Source organism: Amycolatopsis sp. NPDC049691, from assembly GCF_040675005.1.
Lineage (GTDB): Bacteria > Actinomycetota > Actinomycetes > Mycobacteriales > Pseudonocardiaceae > Amycolatopsis.
In genome coordinates this window covers 261,389-281,785 of the sequence record NZ_JBFANX010000012.1, presented here as the reverse complement: position 1 = coordinate 281,785, position 20,397 = coordinate 261,389, and the positions used below count along the sequence as shown (strand labels likewise).

Here is a 20,397-nt window from a genome sequence, read left to right as displayed (position 1 = left end):
CGGAAGTTTTCCACAGCGGACTGGCAGTTGTACACCCGGCGGATAGTCGTTCATGCTTGTGAATTCCTGTCCCGATAAGCGGGATATTCGCATTGTGGGGGAAACCGGCGCCGACCGGAATGCCCGCGTCCCCACGAAAGGGGCGAAGGCCCGGCGGGGGACGCCGGGCCTTCGCGTCATCGCGGGGATGAGGGCAGTCACCCTCGCGATGCTCGGGGGCTCGCTCGAGCCGCGGTTCAGCAGTGGGGCGCGACCGGGAGGTCCGAGCCCGTCTGCAGGTAGGTGTCCGACACGTAGTGGCCGGGGCCGATCCGGTCCCAGATGGTGCTGGTGCCGAACGTGCCGGTGACGCTGTCGCCGTCGACGTAGCACTCGATGGTCACCTTGGCGTAGTTCGCCGCGAAGCCCTTGATGGCGGCGGAGGTGCTGGCGCTCGCCCGGACGTTCATCGGGTCGCCGGCGGTCTTCACCGTGCCGGTCGGGCCGGTGCCGGTCCACAGGTAGGTGACGTTCACGTAGCCGTTGTCGGACATGCCGAGGCCGTCCCAGAAGACGCCGTCGGCGAGGTCGATGCCCGCCGGGTTCTGCACGGTGCGGCCGGAGTCGTCCTTCTTGTTGTTGTAGCCCTGCAGGTACGCGGCCTGCGCTTCGGGCGTGCCCTGCGGCAGGTCCTTGAACTCCGAGCGGACCGACGCCGGGTTCCAGTAGTCGTCGCGCTCGTTCCACGGGCCGATTTCCCACACCGGCGCGTACTCGCAGCGGCTGCCGTCGGTGCGGCACACGCGGGCGGTGTAGTTGCCGGTTCCCTTGGGGGACACGGACTTCCCGGAGGGGAAGGAGACGAAGTGGTCGTGGCTGGTGATGACGTGGCCGTTGGCGGTGGTGCCCCCGACGAGGCCTTCGCGGGTCCCGTAGACCTTGTAGGTCAGCGCGGCCGTGGCGGCGAGCGCGTTCACCTGCGGCGCGCCGGCGGCGCTCAGCGAGACACCGCTGACGGACGGGCGGACGCCGTCGGTGTCGCTGTGCAGGCCGATGCGCACCTGCACGGAGCTGACGCTGGTCTTGAACGCCGTCCCGGCGGGCGTCCACTCGGTCCAGTCGTCCGCGCCGGTGCGGCCGCGGACGTCGACCTCGACCGCGGTGCCCTTCGGCGTGTCGGCGGTCAGCTGCGCGTCGACGCGGTTCGCCGGCGTGCCGAGTGCGTGCTCGGCGGTGACGAGGCTGCCCTCGCTGCCCGCGAAGACCCGCGCCGTTCTGTGCCACGCGGCGTCGGCCAGGGTCAGCGTTCCGCCCGCGCCGGTGACGTTGACGTCGTCACTGTCCACAGTGGACAGGTCGGCCGTCCAGCTCGCGCCGGTCGCGGCCTGGGCGGGGGCTCCGGCCAGCGCCGTCACCGCCCCGGCGGCCAGGACCGCCGCGGTCACGCGGCCGGCCTTCATGATCCGGATCATCCCCGGTTCTCCTCTCGCACTCGTTCACTCGAACGTGGCGAAAGATTGACGGGGTGGCGTACATGATCCGTACAAGCAGGACACGACGTGCTTGTGCGCTGGGGGTCAGGCGGAAAGCTCCCGCCAGATGGCCAACGCCCGCTCCGAATAGTCCCGGGACCGCTCCGGCTGCGAAAGCGCCCGGTGCAGCTCGCCGAGCAGCTGCGAAACCTCGGCCTCGGACCGCCGGTCGCCGTTGCGCCGGTGCACCGACAACGAGTTCACCAGCAGCAGCTGGGCGTGCGCGAAGTCCCCGCTGTGCAGGCACAGCTCCCCGAGGTTCTGGTTGGCGTACCCCACGCAGTGGTCGTCGCCCAGCTCGGTGAAGATCGCGATCGCCTGGTCGACGTGCTCGCGGGCCGCCGCCAGGTTGCCCTGGTGCTGGAACAGCAACCCCAGCCGCTTGTACGCGTGGGCCTCGCGGTGGCGGTCGCCGATCGCCGCCGACAGTTCCAACGCGTCGGTGAACCAGCGCTTCGCTGCCGCGTAGCAGCCTCGCGACATCCAGACCGCGCCCGCGCCCAGCCGGGCCACCGCTTCGCCGTTCGGGTCGCCTTCCTCCGCGAACAGCTTCAGCGCCTCGTGGCAGTGGTCGAGCGCCAGGCCGTCCTCGCCGTCGATGCGCAGGATCGTGGCCAGCCCGGTGAGCGCGATCGCCACGCCCTGCGCGTCGCCGACCCGCTCGAACAGCGCCTTCGACTCTTCGAACGCCACGCGCGATTCGGCGTATTCGTCCTGGTAGAGCAGGTACTGCGCGAGGTTGCGCTGCACGATCGCCTCCGCGCGCAGCGAACCGGTCCGGCGGGCCGCCGCCAGCGCGATCGTGTGCGTGCTGTGCCAGTCGTCCTGGTGGCCGCGCAGGTCGAAGTACGGCGTCAGCGCCGACGCCAGCTGCCACGCGAGGTCGTCGAAGCCGTGCGAAGCGGCCAGCGAAACCGCTGCGACGCTGGTGTGCCGCTCGGCCGCGAACCACGCCGCCGGGTCGTCCGGCAGCACGTCCGCCGGCACCTCCGGCCGCGGCAGCTCGTCGTCGCGGTACATGCCGAAGAAGTGCAGCGGCATCCGCCGCGCGGCTTCCAACGCCAGCGCCAGGTATCCCTCCAGCACCCGGCGAAGCGCGGCGCGCGTCTTCGCCGCGTCGCTCTGCTCCGCCAGTTCCACGGCGTACACGCGCAGCAAGTCGTGCAGCCGGTAGCGCGGCTGCCCGGCCGGATCCGAGCCGACGAGCTCCACGAGGTGGCCGTCGACCAGCACGTCGAGGACGTCTTCGGCGTCCCGGCGGCCCAGCACGGCCGCGACCGCCCACGCCGGGAACTGGACCGGCCCCAGCAGGCCGAGCCCGCGGAACGCCGTCGCCGCCGACATCGGCAGCAGGTCGTAGGACAGCGTCACGCTCGCGCGGACGGCGAGGTCGCCGACGCGCAGCTCGTCGAGCCGCCGGTGCTCGTCGCGCAGCCGGTCGGCCAGCAGCCGCAGCGTCCAGCCCGGCCGGTGTGTCAGCTTCGCGCCGGCCACCCGGATCGCCAGCGGCAGGTGCCCGCACTGGCGCAGGATCGCCGCCGCGCTCTCGGGTTCGGCGGCCACCCGCTCGGCGCCGACGATGCCCTGCAGCAGCCGCGCGGCCTCGGCCTCGGGCAGCAGGTCGACGTCGACCGGCTGCGCCCCGGCCAGTCCGGGCAGCCGGATCCGGCTGGTCACCAGCACCGCGCACGCCCCGGCACCCGGTAGCAGCGGACGCACCTGGGCGGCGCTGCCGGCGTCGTCGAGCACGATGCACATCCGCCGCCCGGCCAGCCGCGACCGCAGCAGCGCCGAGCGTTCCGCCGGTTCGCGCGGCAGGCCGGCGTCCGGGACGCCCAGCGCGCGCAGCAGTTCCGCGAGCACACCCATCGGCGCGCGCGGCGACGACGACGTGCCGGCCAGGTCGACGTGCAGCTGCCCGTCGGGGAAGTCGTCGCGGACCGCGTGCGCGACCCGCACGGCGACCGCCGACTTCCCGACGCCGGGCGCGCCGGAAAGCACGACGACGGCGGGCGTGCCGGAGTCCGCGCGCTCGCGGAGCAGGCCGACGACCTGGCGGAGCACCTCGTCGCGGCCGGTGAAGTCCGGCAGGTCCAGCGGCAGCTGGCAGACCGGGACGAACTCCGCCGGGCGCACGGCGGGCGCGGTTTCGGAGACCAGGGTCGCGCGCAGTTCGCGCAGCCGCGCGCCGGGTTCGGCGGCGAGCTCTTCGCGCAGGACGCGCTCGGCGGATTCGTACGCCTCGACGGCGTCCGCGGTCCGCCCGGCCGCGCGCAACGCGACGATCAGCTGCGCCCACAGCTCTTCGCGCAGCGGGTGCTCGGTGACCAGGCCGCGCAGCTCGGCGACGGCCTCGCCGCAGCGGCCGAGGTCGATCCGCGCCCGCAGGCGCTGTTCCTGCACGGACAGGCGGAGTTCGGCGAGCCGGGCGACGGTCGCGCCCCAGCTGTGGTCGTGCGGCAGTCCTTCGAGGACTTCGCCGCGCCACAGGGCATCGGCCCGGTCGAGGAGCTTGAGAGCGCTTTCGGCGTCGGCGCGGTCGAGCGCTTCCTGCGCTTCGCCGGCCAAGGCCGTGAAAGCGAGGTGGTCCAGTTCTTCCGGCGACGCGGTCAGCAGGTAGCCGGAGGCGCGGCTGCTGATCCGTTCGCCGAGGTCGGGGTCGATCTCGGCGAACCGTCTTCGGAGCGAATGGACGTAGGTGCGGATGTTCGCCGCGGCGGACCGCGGCGCCGAGTCCGGCCACAGGACCTCGACCAGCACGTCGGCGGACACGACGACGTTCGGCTGCAGCGCCAGCGCGGCCAGCAGCAGCCGGGGCTTCGGCCCGCCGAGCGGGATCACCCGCCCGGAAGCGGTGACCTCCAGCGGACCGAGGACACGGATGTTCAGCGAGGTGGCCTCAACCTGCCCGATGAGTTCCCCCATAGCCGGATGCTATGGCCCGTTCGACCCCATGGGCTAGATCCATTCGGAGTGTCTGCGCACGCCGTGGGCGCTTTGTACGAGTCGTGTACGAGCCCCGGTCACGCTCCCGCCATGAAGCGTTCGAACCTCCGGCGTATGGCCGGCCTAGGGGTCGTGCTCGCGACGGTCGGCGCGCTCGCGGTGGGCGGCGCGCTCGAAGCGTCGGCCGCCGCGACCGGCACCGTGAAGACCGCGGGCGACCCCCTCAACGTCCGCCGGGCGCCCACCGCGAGCGCGACGGCCGTCAAGACCGTCGCGAACGGCGCGTCCGTGACCATCGACTGCCAGACCACCGGCACGTCGGTGACCGGGACCTACGGCACGAGCACGTTGTGGGACTACGTGCCCGCGCTCGGCGGGTACATCTCGGACACCTACGTCTACACCGGCTCCGACCAGCGGGTCGCCCCCGACTGCGGGGTCGGCTCGGGCAGCGGCCAGTGCGCCGGCGCCTGCGCGGGCGAGGCGACGTACCGCTCGTCCGACTCGCACTTCCTCGTCTACGACAAGAACGCCGACGGCTACTCGGCCGTCGTCGCCTACTGGCTCAAGGGCGGCGCCGGGCCGTTCTACGTCTGGAACTCCGGTGGCGAGGGCTCCTCGGTGGACAAGGCCGTGAGCGTCCCGCACGGCGGCTGGGTCTTCTACAAGGTCTGCGTCGCCAACTACACCACCGCCAAGCCCGCGCTGCTGTCCTGCAGCGACGGCATCACCGACTTCGCGGCCTGACCGCGTCCCCCGAAAGGCTTTCCGACATGGTTGACCTCACCCGGCGCAAGGTGCTGCTCGGCGGGCTCGCCGCGGTCACCGCCACCGCGGCGTCGGCCGCGCTGCCGTCCTGGGCGAACGCCCGCACCGCCGCGGCCGCACCGGCCATCCACGACCCCTTCCAGCTCGGCGTCGCCTCCGGCGATCCGCTCCCCGACAGCGTGGTGCTGTGGACGAGACTCGCGCCGGCGCCGCTCAACCCGGACGGCTTCGGCGGCATGCCGGACGCGACCTACCCGGTCGCCTGGGAGATCGCGAACGACGAGGCGTTCACCTCGGTCGTGCAGAGCGGTTCGGTGGACGCGGTCCGCGCGGCCGCGCACAGCGTCCACATCGAACCCGTCGGCCTGCAGCCCGCGCGGGAGTACTTCTACCGCTTCAAGACCGGCGGCTACATCTCCCCGGTCGGCCGGACGCGCACCGCGCCCGCCGCCGGCGCCGCGGTCAACCAGCTCAAGTACTGCTTCAGCTCCTGCCAGCATTGGGAGGAGGGCTACTACCACGCGTACAAGGGCATCGTGGCCGACGACCCCGACCTGGTGCTGTTCCTCGGCGACTACATCTACGAGAAGAAGTCGGGGCGCGCCGCGCAGGAGCGCAATCCCCGCAGCCTGGCCTTCACCGAGGACGTCACCACGCTCGCGCAGTACCGCGCCCGCCACGCCCAGCACAAGACCGACGCCGACCTGCAGGCCGCGCACGCGATCGCGCCGTGGATCGTGGTGTTCGACGACCACGAGGTGATGAACAACTGGAACGGCACCACTTCGCCGGCTTCGGCCGCGCGCAAGGCCGCCGGGTTCCAGGCGTTCTACGAGAACACCCCGATCCGCTCGACGGCCAAGCCGAACGGCTCGTCGATCCAGCTGTACCGCCAGTTCGTCTGGGGCAACCTGGCCCGCTTCCACATGCTCGACACGCGGCAGTACCGCAGCGCCCAGGTCCCCGACCCGTCCGGTGACGCCGGCCCGGCCTGCACGGACATGCGCAGCACCTCGCGCAGCATCCTCGGCAGCACCGAGGAAGCGTGGTTGCTCAAGCAGTTCGAATCGCACCCGACCACGTGGGACTTCCTCGGCCAGCAGGTCTTCTTCGCCACCCGCGACGGCGACGGCAACAAGGCCACCTGCGAAAGCCCCGACTCCTGGCAGGGCTACGAGGCCTCCCGCAACCGGATCCAGCAGGGCTGGGTCGACCGCAAGGTCGCCAACCCGGTCGTGCTCACCGGCGACGTCCACCGGCACTGGGCGGCCGACCTGCGGCTGGACTACTTCGACCACAGCGACCCGGTCATCGGCTCCGAGCTGGTCACGACGTCGGTCACGAGCAACAGCGACACCGCGTCCGCGCCGAGCTCGACCTGGTACGCGAACAACCCACACGTCAAGTACTGCAAGGGCGAGCGCGGCTACGTCCGCGTCACGACCACGCCGTCACAGACGCGGGCGGACTTCATGACGACGTCCGACACCAGCGTCTACGACCCGGCGTCGGTCGTGATCAAGAACGACCGCAGCTACGTAGTGCAAGCAGGCAAGCCCGGGCTCCAGCAGGTCTGAGGCCGGGACGCTACGCTGCGTGACGTGACTGAAGAACTGGGCCTGCGGGAGCGCAAGAAGCTCCGCACGCGGGCGGCGATCTCGGCGGCGGCGATCGGGCTCTTCCTCGAGCGCGGGTTCGACGCCGTCGGGGTCGCCGAGGTGGCGCGGGTGGCCGAGGTGTCCAAGCGGACCCTCTTCGCCTACTTCCCGACGAAGGAGGACCTGGTGCTGCACCGGTTCGCCGACCACGAGACCGACGCGGCGGACGTGGTCCGCGCGCGCCGGCCGGGGCAGGGTGCGCTGTCGGCCCTGCGGGAGGCGTTCCTGCGGGGGCTGGAAGAGCGTTCGCCGGTCACGGGCCTCTGCGACGAACCCGCGGTCCTGGCGGTGTTCCGGCTGGTCACCGGCACGCCGGCGCTGCTGGCGCGGCTGGCGGAGTTCACCTCCGCCGGGGAAGCGGCGCTGGCGGCCGCGCTCGCCGAGGCCGGGGTCGCCCCGCTCGACTCGGCGCTCGCCGCGGCGCAGATCGCGGCGGTCCGCCGGACCCTCGCGACGGCCAACATGGACGCGGTCGCCGCCGGCGTCCCCGCGGCCCGGCGGCACCCGGAAGCCGTCGCGGCGGCCGAACGGGCGTTCCACCTGCTGACGTCCGGCCTAGGGTTCGCCTGAGCCACCCGGATCATGCCGGATTCATGGTCCGGACCATGACAAATGCACGGTTTCGCCGGGCCCCGCGAAGGTAGACTGCGGAAATCCTGAAAGGACGCCGGAGCCGGCCCCGGTGTCCCGACCGCTTTCCGGCCTCACGAACACCGGGGGGACCCGCGTCCGACTGGGGGTGGCGCGGGTCCCCCCGGCCTCACGGTGAATGCTTTCCCGGCGATCTTGACACCCCGCTCGCGGCGCTCGTAGGCTGAGTGCTCCGCCGTCATGCCGAGCTTTTCTCGAATCCATGACAAGGCGGTTACCCGTGAAAAGATTCCTGCTGATCTCGTGCGCGGTGGCGGGACTGGTGGTGGCCGGTGCCGGCGTCACCACCGCCGCACCCGGCGGCGTTTACGACGTCAAGGACTACGGCGCCAAGGGAAACGGGTCGACGAACGATTCCGGCGCCATCGACAAGGCGATCACGGCCGCGAACGCTGCGGGCGGCGGCACGGTCCGCTTCACCTCCGGCACCTACAAGTCGGCCAACACCGTCCACCTGAAGAGCAACGTGACGATCCAGCTGGACGCGGGCGCGACGATCACCGGGTCCAGTGCGGACAGTTACGACAAGCCCGAGTCCAACCCGAACGACGACTACCAGGACTACGGCCACAGCCACTTCCACAACGCGATGTTCTTCGGCGACAAGCTGACGAACATCGCGTTCACCGGCGCCGGCACGATCGACGGCGGCGGCAACCTCATCACCGGCAACCCGAAGTCCGGCGAGGCCGACAAGATCCTGTCGCTCACCCGCTGTGACGGGCTCACGCTGTCCGGGATCAAGCTGCGCCGCGGCGGGCACTTCGCGGCGCTGATCAACGGCTGCACGAACGTCGTCTCCGACCACCTCACGATCGACACGGCGAGCGACCGCGACGGCTGGAACATCATCAGCACCACGAACGTCACGATCACCAACGCGACCATCGCGGCGAACGACGACGCATTGGTGTTCAAGAGCGACTACGCGCTCGGCGCGAAACTGCCGAACGGGAACGTGACGGTGACCGGCGCGAAACTGTCGGCGGTGTGCTGCAACGCGCTGATGTTCGGCTCCGAGACGTGCGGTGACTTCACCGGTTACCAGTTCTCGGACATCACGATCACCGGCGCGCACAAATCGGGACTCGGGATCGTTTCGATGGACGGCGCGAAGATTTCCGACGTGCACTACCGCAACATCACGATGTCGGGCACGTACTCGCCGATCATGATGAAGATCGGCACGCGCAAGCGGTGCGGGAACAAGCCGGGTGTCGGCTCGATCAGCGGCATCACCTTCGACAACGTCACCGGCACGCACACGGGCACGAACTTCAGCCCGACGATCTGGGGCGCGGACAGCTCCCACCGGGTCTCGGACGTGACGTTCACCGGCGTGCACCTGAACGTCCCGGGCGGCAACGGCACCATGGGCACCGGGGTGCCGAGCAACGACTCGACCGACTACAACCCGAAGAGCATCGGTACGCGGCCCTCGTACGGCTGGTACGTGCACTACGCGTCGGGCATCAAGTTCGTGGACAGCTCGGTGGAGTTCGCCAAGGACGACGGCCGCCCGGCGAGCATCGTGAACAACAGCTCCGACGTGACGTTCGACCACTTCACGGCGGAGAAGGGCAGCAAGAGCCCGTTCGACGTCGGCTTCCAGACGGTGGCGGGCTACTGCGTCAAGGACTCGGCGACGACGTCGGGTTCGGCCCTGCGGGTGAACACCTCGGGCTCCAGCTCGAACTGCTGACACGAAGGGGCCCCGGCTCGAGAGCCGGGGCCCCTTCTGCGGCGCGCCTGCGTGGTCAGTGCGAGTACTGCTCGTTCATGATCAGGAACGCGCCCAGGCCGTGGAAGTCGTTCGTCTTGCGGGCCCGGGCGTAGTAGTAGGACAGGTCGCCGACGTTCGTGCCCTCGCAGATGTCGGTGATGTTCGTCAGCCCGTCCGAGCCGACGGACACCTTCTTCAGCACGCCGGCGTACCCGCGGTCCGCCACCGCCTGGTACGACGAGGGCAGGTAGCCGCGTTGCACCCCGCGGGCCATCGTGAACGTGTACATCGACGACGCCGAGGTCTCCAGCCAGTTCTTCGAGTCGCCGCCGCGGTCGACGACCTGGTACCAGCGGCCGGTCGCGGGGTCCTGGTACCGCTGGTAGCCCGCCGCCAGGAACTGGACGATCTCGATCAGCGCGGGCCGCCGCGGGTGGTTCGCCGGCAGCACCTCGAGGATGTCGATCGCCGCCATCCCGAACCAGCCGATCGCGCGGGCCCAGTGGTACTTCGAGTGGTGGCCCGCGCCGGACGCCCAGGACTCGGACCCGTCCTCGTCGTAGGCGTGGTACAGCAGGCCCTTCGCCGGTTCGCGCAGGTGGCTGAAGTAGACGACCAGGTTCTTCGCCGACTCCTCGAAGCAGTAACCCCCGTCGCCGAACGCGGCGCCGTAGAGCGCGAGGAACGGCTGGGCCATGTAGACGCCGTCGCCCCACAGCTGGCCGACCTTGCTGGTCGCGTGGAACATGCCGCCGTCGGACGTGCGGGGGTAGCCGGGGAAGCGCTTGCGCAGCTGGTCGGCCGCCGTCTTGTACTTCTTGCGCCCGGTTTCGGCGAACAGCAGCGGCAGCATCTGGCACGAGCGCATCGAGTCCAGGTTGGTGAAGCTGTTCGAGATCCCGCTGTCGGTGATGAAGCGGTCGTACCACGCGACGATGTAGTCGAGGTACTTCTTCTCGCCGGTGCGCTTGTAGAAGAGGTACTGGCCGTAGAGGTACAGCCCTAGGGTGTAGCCCCAGCCGCCGATCTTGTCCGGAGTGTAGCGCTTCATCGTGGAGTCGATGACGGCGCGCGACCAGTCCGGCGGCGCCTCCACGCCGCCGATCGGGGGAAGCCGGTCCGCCGCGCGCGCGACGGGACCCGCCGCGGCCAGGGCGCCCAGCGCGCCCAGGGTGCCGGCCAGGACCGCGCGCCGGGTCGGGCGAAGGGGGTGCTCGGACATTCGACGTCCTTTCGTGCACGGGCCCCGGTGAGCGGGCAGTTCCGCGGGGGCACCTTCGGTGAAGGTGCCCCCGTGGAGTAGGTGGCCGGGATGCCGATCCGCCGTCCGTCGGCATCCCGACCGGCTCAGGGGGTGGGGCGCGGCGTGCTGCCCTGGTCGCCGGAGCGGTGGGGGAGAGCGAAAGCGCTCTCTGGGGAAACATCTACTCGCCCCCGGGAGGCCGAGTCAAGAGAGATCGGATCTCTCGTGTCATATATCAGATATTTAACCCGATCGGCCGCAGTCGCGATGTACCGGCCGCTGGGACGCCGGGAAAAGGTCGGATCTCAGCCTTGACCGGCCCTCGGCGACAGGAGTACACCACCGAGTGGACCAGACCACTGGAGGTCGTTCATGTCAGCCAAGTTCCTGCGCCGGGTCCTCGCCGCGTGCGCTTCCCTGCTGGTGGTGGCCGGACTCGCCGCCGCGCCCGCGTCGGCCGATCTGCAGAAGCCGTCCCAGCAGTGGCTGCGCGACAGCCAGGCGGGCCTGTTCCTGCACTGGGGCATGCGCACGTCGCCCGGCTACACCAGTTGCGGCGCCTGGGAAAAGGCGATCACCGACGGCGGGTGGAGTCCCGCCTACTGGGTCACCGAAGCCAAGAAGCTGCACGCGTCCTACCTCGTGCTGGCGTCGTTCCACAGCCGGCTCGGCTACTCGCGGGCGTGGCCGTCGAAGATCCCGGGCAGCTGCACCACCAAGCGCGACTTCCTCGGCGAGCTGATCGCGGCGGCGAAACCCCAGGGGCTCAAGGTCATCCTCTACATGACCAACGACGCCCAGTGGCACGACGAGGGCGGTCACGAGTGGCTCGACTCGGCGGGCTACTCGAAGTACAAGGGCAAGACGGTGAACCTCGACAGCCAGGACGGCTTCGGCCAGTTCAGCTACGACAACTTCTTCGAGGTCATGAAGAACTACCCGGACCTCGGCGGGTTCTGGATCGACAACGACAACGCCTACTGGGAGTCGCACGACCTCTACCGGCAGATCTACCAGCAGCGGCCGGACTACCTGCTGAGCAACAACAACGAAGACACGCCGATCATGGACACGATCAGCAACGAGCAGAAGACCGGCATGACGCCGGCGTACGACTACCCGCAGGCGACCTACACGGCGATGCCGCGCCTGACCGAGGCGTGCTTCAAGCTGCCCGACACCGGCTCCTGGTGGTACGGCGGCTCCAACTCGGCGGTCAACAAGGCGCTGAACATCGGACGTCTGGTGACGAACTCGGGGTCGTCGATCAAGTCCCTGATGGCCGAGACGGCGATGGTGAACGGGAAGTTCCCGTCGAACCAGGAAGCGTTCAACAACTTCGCCGCCGGGTACCTCGACGGGATCTGGGAGTCGCTCGGCGGCACCGAAGGCGCCGGGTACATGTACGGCGGCATGCAGCCCGGCTTCTGGAACGACGGCGCGCACGGCGTCATCACCATCAAGGGCGCGACGCAGTACGTGCACGTCCTGACCAAGCCGTCGGGCAGCACCCTGAAGATCCGCGACAACGGCTACCGCGTCTCGAAGGTGACGAACCTGCGCACCGGCGCGGCGATCTCCTTCACCCAGGGCGGCGGCAGCCTGACGCTGTCGGGACTGTCCGGCTGGGACACCTACGACACGGTCTACAAGGTCGAAACGGCCGGCCGTACGGGCTTCTACGACCCGAAGACGGTGACGCTCAAGGCGAGCGCGTCCGCCAGTGGCCACAGTGGACAGGCGGCGAGCGACGGCGACTACCTGACGTACTTCGACAACGGCAAGACCCTGCCGGTCAACCTGGACTACGACCTCGGGTCGGCGAAGAAGGTCCAGTACCTCGGCCTGAACCAGCGCGAGGACTCGGTCAGCTACGCCCGGTCCGACAGCGAGCAGTCGGCGCGGATCAAGGCGTACAAGGTGTACGTGTCGGACGACGGCAAGAACTGGGGCAGCGCGGTGAAGTCCGGAACGCTCCCGAGCCACCGCGGCGTCCAGTTCGTCGACCTGTCCGCGGTGACGGCGAGGTACGTCCGCCTGCAGGTGACGAGCACGTACGCGGCGTCGAGCGACAGCACGCGGTACAAGCGCCTGCGGATCGACGAGACCTGGGTGGGTTCGGACTACGCCACCGCGGCGGGCTGAGCCAGCAGGTCGAGGGTCAATGCGGCGGTCCAGCCGAACGACCGGGCGCCGTGCCCGGCGCCGGTCAGCGGGTCGACGTACTCGGCGAAGTCCGTCCGTGACGCCGTCTCGACGAGGTCGGTGCCCAGCCGCGAGGCCAGGGCGTGCTCGCCGTGGTGCAGCAGGCCCTGCCGGACCAGCCAGCCGACGTTCGCCCACGACGGGCCGCGCCAGTAGCGGCCCGGGTCGAACGTCGGCGCGGTCAGGTCGTGGCTGGGGACGCCGTGCACGTGCCCGAGCCGGAACCGCGGCCCGGTGGCCGTCGCCAGCAGCGCCGGGGCGACGGCCAGGTCGGGCAGCAGCAGCGGCAGCAGGCCCGCGCACGTGTACTCCGGCAGCCGCGAGCCGGTACGGACGTCGCGGGCGAAGAAGAAGCCGTTGTCCCACAGCGTGTCCTGCATCGCCTTCGCGACGCGGGCGGCGGACTCGCGGTGCGCGGCGGCGGCCGCGGGCAGACCGAGCAGACCGGCGATCTCGGCCAGGGCCAGCTCGGCGTCGGCCAGCAGCGCGTTGAAGCCCGGGTCTTCGACGACGAACTCGCCGAAGCCCGTGTAGCCGCGGTCGCGGTAGTCCGTCGCGAGCCGGACGTACCGGCCGTAGTCCTCGTCGCTCGGGCGGTCGGCGGCGGCGCCGTGCTCCAGGTCGCGGCGGACGAACCCGGTCGACGGCGTGACGCGCGCGAGCGGGCCGTCCCAGGCCGGGCTGTTGTCCATCCCGGACTCCCACGGGTGCACGATCGCCACCAGCCCGCGCCCCCCGGCGTCCCGGTGGGTTCGCAGGTACTCGTGCCAGGCCCGCAGCTTCGGGTACAGCGTGGCGAGGAACGTGGGGTCGGGGTCGGCCTCGTGCACGGCGAGCGCCGCCCGCGCGTGCACCGGCGGCTGGACCAGCCCCGACGTCCGGCCGGCGCGCCAGAACGCCGGGCCGGGGAAGTACGCCTCGGCGGGCGTGTCCGGGTTGAAGAGGATGTGCGGGACGCGGCCGTCGCGCCACTGCCCGGAAAACAGCGTCAGCAGCTCGCGCCGGGCCCGCGCGGGTGCGGAGTGGCGCAGGCCGATCGCGATGAACGCCGAGTCCCAGCTCCACTGGTGCGGGTAGAGCGAGCGCGACGGCACGGTCGAGGAGCCGAGCCAGTTGCCGTCCAGGACCGCCGAGGCTCGTGTTACATCCATATGTCCAATCTATCTCCGACTTGTGTATTGTCAATGGACAAAAGTCCGGAGGGATGCGATGCCGACGAGTGCGGGGGAGCTGCTGCAGCTGGTCCGGAGCGAGCGGGCGACGACCCGGAAAGCGCTCCTGACCAGCACGGGGCTGTCGCGCACGACGCTCACCGCCCGGCTGGACCGGCTGCTGGAGGCGGGCCTGCTGACCGAGGGTGGCCGCGAGGACTCGACCGGCGGCCGCCCGGCGCGGCAGCTGCGGTTCGACGACCGGCACGCCGTCGTCCTGGCGGCGAGCATCGACACGATGCACGCGGAGGCGGCGGTGACCGACCTGGCGGGCCGCCGGCTGGCCCACCGCGCGGGGGAGGCGCGGGTCGCCGACGGGCCGGAGGTGGTGCTCGACCGGATCGCGGAGTGGTTCGAGTCGATGCTCGCCGAGGTCGGGCGGCCGGTGTGCGGCATCGGCGTTTCCGTGCCCGGCCCGGTCGAGCCGGGCCGCGCCTGCGTGAACCAGCCACCGATCATGCCCGGCTGGGACGGCTACCCCATCGACACGCACCTGGGCCCCCGGTTCGGTGCTCCCGTGCTCGTCGACAACGACGCGAACCTCATGGCCCTCGGCGAGCACCGCGCCCGCTACCCGGACTCCGCCGCGCTCGTGGTGGTCAAGGTGTCCACCGGTATCGGCGCCGGCCTGGTGATCGACCGCGAGGTCTACCGCGGCATCGACGGCGGGGCGGGCGACATCGGGCACGTCCGCCTGCCGGACCACCCGGAGGCGCGCTGCCTGTGCGGCTCGACCGGCTGCCTCGCCGCGGTCGCCGGCGGGGGTGCGCTCGCCGCGCGGCTGACCGAACTGGGCCTGCCGACGACGTCGGGATCGGGCGTGCGCGAGCGGGTCCTGGCCGGCGAGCCCGCCGCGGTCCGCCTGGCCGAAGAAGCCGGGCGGCAGGTGGGCGAAGTCCTGGCGACACTGGTCTGCGTGGTCAACCCGGGCGTGCTCGTGGTGGCGGGAGACCTGGCCGAGCCGCATTTCGTCGCCGGCGTCCGGGAAGTGCTCTACCGGCGGGCGCTGCCGCGGTCGACGCGGAACCTGCGCGTCGAAATCGGCGGGCGCGGCGAGGCGCTCGGCGGCGCGGTGGCGATGGTCGTGGAATCGGTGTTCTCCCCGGCGGCGGTGGACAAGCGGCTCGGCGCGCCCGCCTGACGGCCGAACTACCGTCACCCCCGGACTGTCCGGTGTGGACGGAGCACCCTACTTTGGTAGGTGGCAGAAGGGGAACCCGCGTGTTCCGCGATACGGACACGAACCGGACTTACCTCGCATACGAACTCATTCCTCGCGTTTTCCGTCCGACAAATCGGATTTCGGTACCACGTGTGAATTCGCGACCAGATAACGGTTCCGCAAGTACTTCCCCGCGAGCGGAACACCGATCTAGTCTCGTCCGGTGTTCCAGGCCCATTTCCTGGGGGCCGCTTTCGAAGAGGGAGATTTCTGTGCGAAGAAGCTCCACCCTGCTCCTTTCGCTCGCGGTGGTGGGTGGCCTGACCGGCGCCCTGCCGGCCACGGCGTCCGCGCAGGGGCGTCAGGACATTCCGCAGTCGCACCCGTTGTGGGCGAACGCGCAGGCGAAGGTCGCCGACACGGCGCCCGCGTCGAAGCTGAGCTTCCGGGTCTACCTGAACCAGCGCGACAACGCCGGAGCCGAAGCGCTGGCGCAGGCCGTGTCCGACCCGGACAGCAAGACCTACCGCCAGTACCTCAGCCCCGACCAGGTGCGTGACCGCTTCGCCGCCAGCGACGCGACGGTCGACGCCGTCAAGGCGTGGCTGACCGGCAACGGCTTCAGCATCGGTGACGTGCCCTCGAACCGCGCCTACGTCGAGGCCACCGGCACCGCCGACCAGACGCAGAAGGCGTTCGACGTCAAGCTGGCCAAGTACAAGGTCAAGGGCCAGACCCTCCGGGCCGCCGACAAGAACCTGTCGGTGCCGGCGAACCTGGCGAACGACGTCCTCGGCGTCGTCGGCGTCGACCAGGCGACCAACCTGTTCAAGCCGGACCACGCCACCGGTTCCGGGGCGCCGTCCGACGTCGCGCCCGGCCCCGGGTTCCGCAACGCGCGGCCGTGCAGCGCCTACTACGGCGAGAAGATCGACACCACCGATCCCGCCTACAACGGCCAGCACCTGCCCTACGCCCCCTGCGGCTACACCCCGGCGCAGCTGCGGTCGGCCTACGGCGTCGACAAGGTCGGCGCGGACGGCAAGGGCACCACGATCGCCATCGTGGACGCGTTCGCCTCGCCGACCATCTACTCCGACGCGAGCACGTACGCCAAGAAGAACGACCCGGCGCACCCGCTGAAGGCGAGCCAGTTCAAGCAGCACGTCTTCCCGGCGAACCCGGTCCTCGAGCCGCCGGACCAGTGCGACGCGGCCGGCTGGTACGGCGAGGAGACCCTCGACGTCGAGGCCGCCCACGGTCTCGCGCCGGGCGCCGACATCCTGTACGTCGGCGGGGAGTCCTGCGAGGACAACGCCCTCGACGTGGCGCTCAACTACGTGATCGCCGGCCACAAGGCCGACATCGTGTCGAACTCCTACGGTGACACCGGCGAGGACATCCCGGCCGACGAGGTCAAGGTGTTCAACCAGATCTCGCTGCAGGCGGTCCTCGAGGGCATCGGCGTCTACTTCTCCTCGGGCGACAACGGTGACGAGGTCGCGCGCCTCGGCACGCCGTCGCCGGACTTCTCCGCCTCGGCGCCGTGGATCACCGCGGTCGGCGGCACGTCCGTCGCGATCGGCAAGGACGGCAAGCGGATCTTCGAGACCGGCTGGGAGACCAGCAAGTCGACGCTGACCAACGGCGTCTACGGCCCGGCCAACTACACCAGCGGTTCCGGCGGCGGCACCAGCCGCCTGTTCGAGCAGCCCTTCTACCAGAAGGGCGTCGTGCCGGACGCGCTGTCGACGAAGAACCAGGTCGGCCACAAGAAGGGCCGGGTCGTCCCGGACATCTCCGCGGTCGGCGACCCGAACACCGGCTTCCTGGTCGGCCAGACGCAGACCTTCCCGGACGGCGTCTACTACGACCAGTACCGGATCGGCGGCACGAGCCTCGCGTCGCCGGTGTTCGCCGGCATCATGGCGGTGGCCGACAGCTTCGACCACTTCCACCACGGCTTCATCAACCCCGTGATCTACAAGCTGACCTCCCGCACCGCGGCGATCAGCGACGTGAAGCACGTGGACGCCGCCGTGGAGCGCGTCGACTACGCGAACTCGGTCGACGCTTCGGGCGGGCTGCTCACCTCGGTGCGCACGCTCGACTACCAGGGCCTGACCATCCACACCACCCCCGGCTACGACGACGTGACGGGTCTCGGCACGCCCAACGGGCTGCTGTTCCTGCTGCTCGTCTAGGTCGATTCCGTGAGGGCCCCCGCACCGGCTTTTCCGCCGGTGCGGGGGCCCTCACGGCTTTTCGGTGGCCAGGGGGATGACCGCGCTCACCGCGGTGCCCGCCGCGTCGCTGACGACCGAGAGTTCGCCGCCGAGCGCCTGGACGCGGTCCCGCAGGCCCGCGAGGCCGGTGCCGCCCTCGACGTCGGCGCCGCCGACGCCGGTGTCCGTGACCGCCACCCGCAGCTCGGTGCCCTCGACCGCGATCCGCACGTGGACGTGGTCGGTCTGCGCGTGCTTCATCGCGTTCGTCAGCGCCTCCGACGTCACGAAGTACGCCGTCGCCTCGACCGCCGAGTCCAGCCGGGGCACCGTGCCGACCGTCAGGGCCACCTCCATCGGGATGCGGTCGGCCAGCGACCGCACCGCCGCGACCAGCCCCGCCTCCGTCAGGATCGCCGGCCGGATGCCGCGGGCCAGCTCGCGCAGCTCGGTGATCGCCGTCTGCAGCTCGTCGACCGTGCCGGACAGCAGCGCCCGCACCTCCGTGGGCAGCGACGCGCCGTACCGGCGGCCCGCCATCCGCAGCAGCAGCACGACGCTGACCAGCCGCTGCTGGGCGCCGTCGTGCAGGTCGCGCTCCAGCCGGCGGCGCTCCTCGTCGCCGGCCGCGACGAGCCGGGCCCGCGACGCCCGCACCTCGGCCAGCCGCTGCTCCAGCTCCGCGGTGAGCCGCTGGTTGTCGAGCACCAGCCCGGCGGCCGCGTTGAGCGCGTCGATCGACCGGCTGTCCTTCCACACCTCGTCGTCCTGCACCAGCGCCGCCAACCCGGTGCCGTCGCGCTCCAGCAGCAGCCGGATCATCTCCGCGTTGCCGACGCGGGCGCGCAGCACACCGGCCAGGAACGCCAGTGGCCACAGGCAGAACAGCACCCGGTAGACCTGCAGCAGCGGCTCCGACCACGGGTGCCCGTCGCCGAGCGCGGTGCCGGCACCGGAGGCGAGCGCGCCGAACAGCGCGATCGCGATCACCGGCGACAGCAGCCGCCGCTGCGGCAGCTGCCCGGTCAGCCACCGGTAGAGGAGCACGACGATCACGCCGGCGCTGATCACCGTGGCGGCGAGCTCGAGCACGCGGTCGGCGAACCCGCCGCTCGCCGGGCCGGCCGAGACGGCCAGCAGGTCGCGCGGGTCGTCGCTGACCAGGAGCCCGAGCACGCCCAGCGCGAACACCACCAGGTAGGCCGCGGCGACGAGCAGCCGTTCCCACCGCGACCGGAGCCTGCCGTGCGGGAACGCGAGCACGAGGTGGGCGATCACCGGGCTGGACGCGGCGCGCAGCGGCACGGCGATCGTGTACAGCACCGGGCTGCGCGTGAACTGCAGGTCTTCGAGGAACACCGCGACCCCGGCGAGCGCGATGAGCACGCCGATCGGGTTGGCCGGGCGCCGCACGTGCGCGACGGCGCCGGCGAGCAGGAACAGGAACCCGGTCGCGGTGCTGAGCGCCGTGTCGAGCGCGGAGTGGCTGCCCTCGCCCGCCTTCAGGGTCAACGCCGTGACGCCGAGTGCGAAACCGGCGGCCAGCAGGCCGGTCATCGCCAGTGTCCGCGGATGCTGCACCACGCAACCCTCCCGGTGTGCCTCGCCGGGCAATCCTGGCGGCTATGAGGAGCGGTCCGGCAGCGGCTAACCGTGATTCGCCCGTTCGGGCCGTCGCGTTACACCACGCGGCCGCGCTTTAGGGTGACGCGGGACAGGAGGCAGCACATGAGCGGACTGGGTGCGGAGGTCTTCGGCGGGCGGATGCCCGCCGGCGGCCGTGACCTGGCGATCGAAACCCACGGCATCAAGCCGGTTCCGGAGGGCAACCGGTTCGGGCGGCCGTGGCGGCTGTTCAGCGTGTGGTTCGCGCCGAACCTGACCATGACGGCGGTGTTCACCGGCACGCTCGCCGCGTCGCTCGGCCTCGGGTTCTGGACCGGCCTGGCCGCGATGCTCGCCGGCACCGTGCTGGGGTCGCTGCCGGTGGCGTACCTGTCGACGTGGGGCCCGCGCACCGGCACCGGCCAGCTGCCGCTCGCCCGGCTGCCCTTCGGCGGCGGGGTGGTGCTGCCGGGGCTCGTCCAGTGGCTCGGCTCGATCGCCTGGGACGCGCTGGTCGGCCTGTTCGGCGGCGAAGCGCTCGCCGAGCTGACCGGGCTGCCGTTCTGGGCCGCCGTGCTGATCGTGCTGGTGCTGCAGTGCGCGCTCGGCGTGTTCGGCTACGCCCTGATCCACCGCGTGCAGGCGGTGATGAGCGTGCTGCTGGTGCTCGCGTTCGCCGCGCTCGCCGTGAAGGTCCTTTCCGGACACCCGATCGCCACCGGGAACACGGCTTCGGGTGCCGACCTCGCCGGCGGGGTCGTGCTGTTCACGACGATCACCCTGTCGCTGGCGGTGTCCTGGGCGCCGTACGCGTCGGACTTCAGCCGCTACCTGCCGGTTTCGACGTCGTCGCGGTCGGTGTTCTGGGCGACGCTGCTGGGTCTCGTCGGGTCGTACGCGATCGGTGAGGGTCTCGGGCTCGCGCTGGGGTCGTCGCTGGGCGACCAGACCGCCGCCGGTGTCGCGCACCTGCTCGGCGGCGGGTTCCTCGGCGCGCTGGCGCTGGCGGTGATCGCGCTCGCGGCGGTGTCGTCGAACGCGATGAACGACTACAGCGGCTCGCTCGCCCTGCAGACCGTCGGCGTCCGCCTGCGGCGCCCGGTGTCGGCGGTGGTCGTCACGGTGCTGGCGTTCGCGCTGATCCTCTGGATGCACAGCGGCGACCTGTCGGCGAAGTTCGAGAACGTCCTGCTGTTCGTGAGCTACTGGATCCCGCCGTTCCTCGGCGTCGTCGTCCCGGACTGGCTCGCGCGCACCCGCGGCGGCCGGCGCGTGGACGTCCTGGCGTCGACGTCCGTGCGGCCGTGGGCGGCGCTGGTGGCGTTCGTCGTGGGCTTCGGCGCGGCGGTGCCGTTCATGAACACGTCCCTCTACACGGGACCGGTCGCGGCGGCGCTGCACGGCGCGGACCTCGCCTACTACGTCGGGCTCGTCGTTTCGCTGGCGGCGTATTTCGTTCTGCGTCGCCGCGTTGACCTCAAGTAATGTA

13 protein-coding genes are annotated in these 20,397 nt (G+C 71.0%); 8 read left to right on the top strand and 5 right to left on the bottom strand.

Annotated features, from left to right (window positions below):
* Positions 1-236: 236 nt before the first annotated feature.
* Both AB0J40_RS27295 and AB0J40_RS27290 read right to left on the bottom strand, forming a co-directional pair.
* The gene (locus tag AB0J40_RS27295; RefSeq protein ID WP_364457793.1) at positions 237-1,451 is read right to left on the bottom strand and encodes a hypothetical protein; all 1,215 of its coding nucleotides are present in this window, start codon (positions 1,449-1,451) and stop codon (positions 237-239) included.
* 105 nt (positions 1,452-1,556) lie between these two features.
* Positions 1,557-4,436 carry a BTAD domain-containing putative transcriptional regulator gene (locus AB0J40_RS27290; protein ID WP_364457791.1) on the bottom strand — a complete coding sequence of 960 codons (2,880 nt, stop codon included), beginning with the start codon at positions 4,434-4,436 and terminating at the stop codon, positions 1,557-1,559.
* A 111-nt stretch (positions 4,437-4,547) separates the two neighbouring features.
* On the opposite strand from AB0J40_RS27290, the gene AB0J40_RS27285 reads away from it, so the two are divergent.
* From AB0J40_RS27285 to AB0J40_RS27270, 4 genes are all read left to right on the top strand, one after another.
* A complete protein-coding gene (locus tag AB0J40_RS27285; protein ID WP_364457789.1) occupies positions 4,548-5,204 on the top strand; it encodes a hypothetical protein in 657 nt (218 codons plus the stop codon).
* Between the two features lie 26 nt (positions 5,205-5,230).
* Positions 5,231-6,802, top strand: a complete 1,572-nt coding sequence (locus AB0J40_RS27280) for an alkaline phosphatase D family protein (RefSeq protein WP_364457787.1) — start codon at positions 5,231-5,233, stop codon at positions 6,800-6,802.
* Between the two features lie 24 nt (positions 6,803-6,826).
* Positions 6,827-7,453 carry a TetR family transcriptional regulator gene (locus AB0J40_RS27275; protein ID WP_364457785.1) on the top strand — a complete coding sequence of 209 codons (627 nt, stop codon included), beginning with the start codon at positions 6,827-6,829 and terminating at the stop codon, positions 7,451-7,453.
* Positions 7,454-7,754: 301 nt separating this feature from the next.
* Positions 7,755-9,236, top strand: a complete 1,482-nt coding sequence (locus AB0J40_RS27270; protein WP_364457783.1) for a glycosyl hydrolase family 28 protein — start codon at positions 7,755-7,757, stop codon at positions 9,234-9,236.
* A gap of 55 nt (positions 9,237-9,291) precedes the next feature.
* Here AB0J40_RS27270 and AB0J40_RS27265 read toward each other — a convergent pair whose 3' ends face one another.
* Positions 9,292-10,479: a glycoside hydrolase family 88 protein gene (locus AB0J40_RS27265; RefSeq protein ID WP_364457781.1), complete on the bottom strand. Its 1,188-nt coding sequence runs from the start codon at positions 10,477-10,479 to the stop codon at positions 9,292-9,294.
* A gap of 393 nt (positions 10,480-10,872) precedes the next feature.
* Between AB0J40_RS27265 and AB0J40_RS27260 the strand changes: the two genes are divergently transcribed.
* On the top strand, positions 10,873-12,645 hold the full coding sequence (locus tag AB0J40_RS27260) for a discoidin domain-containing protein (protein WP_364457779.1): 1,773 nt from the start codon (positions 10,873-10,875) through the stop codon (positions 12,643-12,645).
* On the opposite strand, the gene AB0J40_RS27255 is transcribed toward AB0J40_RS27260, so the two are convergent.
* The gene (locus tag AB0J40_RS27255; protein ID WP_364457778.1) at positions 12,624-13,856 is read right to left on the bottom strand and encodes a trehalase family glycosidase; all 1,233 of its coding nucleotides are present in this window, start codon (positions 13,854-13,856) and stop codon (positions 12,624-12,626) included. The two genes, AB0J40_RS27260 and AB0J40_RS27255, sit on opposite strands and share 22 nt — an antisense overlap.
* A 58-nt stretch (positions 13,857-13,914) precedes the next feature.
* Here AB0J40_RS27255 and AB0J40_RS27250 point away from each other — a divergent pair, with 58 nt between their 5' ends.
* Both AB0J40_RS27250 and AB0J40_RS27245 read left to right on the top strand, forming a co-directional pair.
* On the top strand, positions 13,915-15,057 hold the full coding sequence (locus tag AB0J40_RS27250; protein WP_364457776.1) for an ROK family transcriptional regulator: 1,143 nt from the start codon (positions 13,915-13,917) through the stop codon (positions 15,055-15,057).
* Between the two features lie 293 nt (positions 15,058-15,350).
* A complete protein-coding gene (locus AB0J40_RS27245; protein WP_364457774.1) occupies positions 15,351-17,282 on the top strand; it encodes a S53 family peptidase in 1,932 nt (643 codons plus the stop codon).
* A gap of 51 nt (positions 17,283-17,333) precedes the next feature.
* On the opposite strand, the gene AB0J40_RS27240 is transcribed toward AB0J40_RS27245, so the two are convergent.
* Positions 17,334-18,884 carry a sensor histidine kinase gene (locus AB0J40_RS27240; protein WP_364457821.1) on the bottom strand — a complete coding sequence of 517 codons (1,551 nt, stop codon included), beginning with the start codon at positions 18,882-18,884 and terminating at the stop codon, positions 17,334-17,336.
* A 147-nt stretch (positions 18,885-19,031) separates the two neighbouring features.
* On the opposite strand from AB0J40_RS27240, the gene AB0J40_RS27235 reads away from it, so the two are divergent.
* Entirely contained in the window at positions 19,032-20,393 is a 1,362-nt protein-coding gene (locus AB0J40_RS27235) for a cytosine permease (RefSeq protein ID WP_364457772.1), read from the top strand.
* Positions 20,394-20,397: the final 4 nt, after the last annotated feature.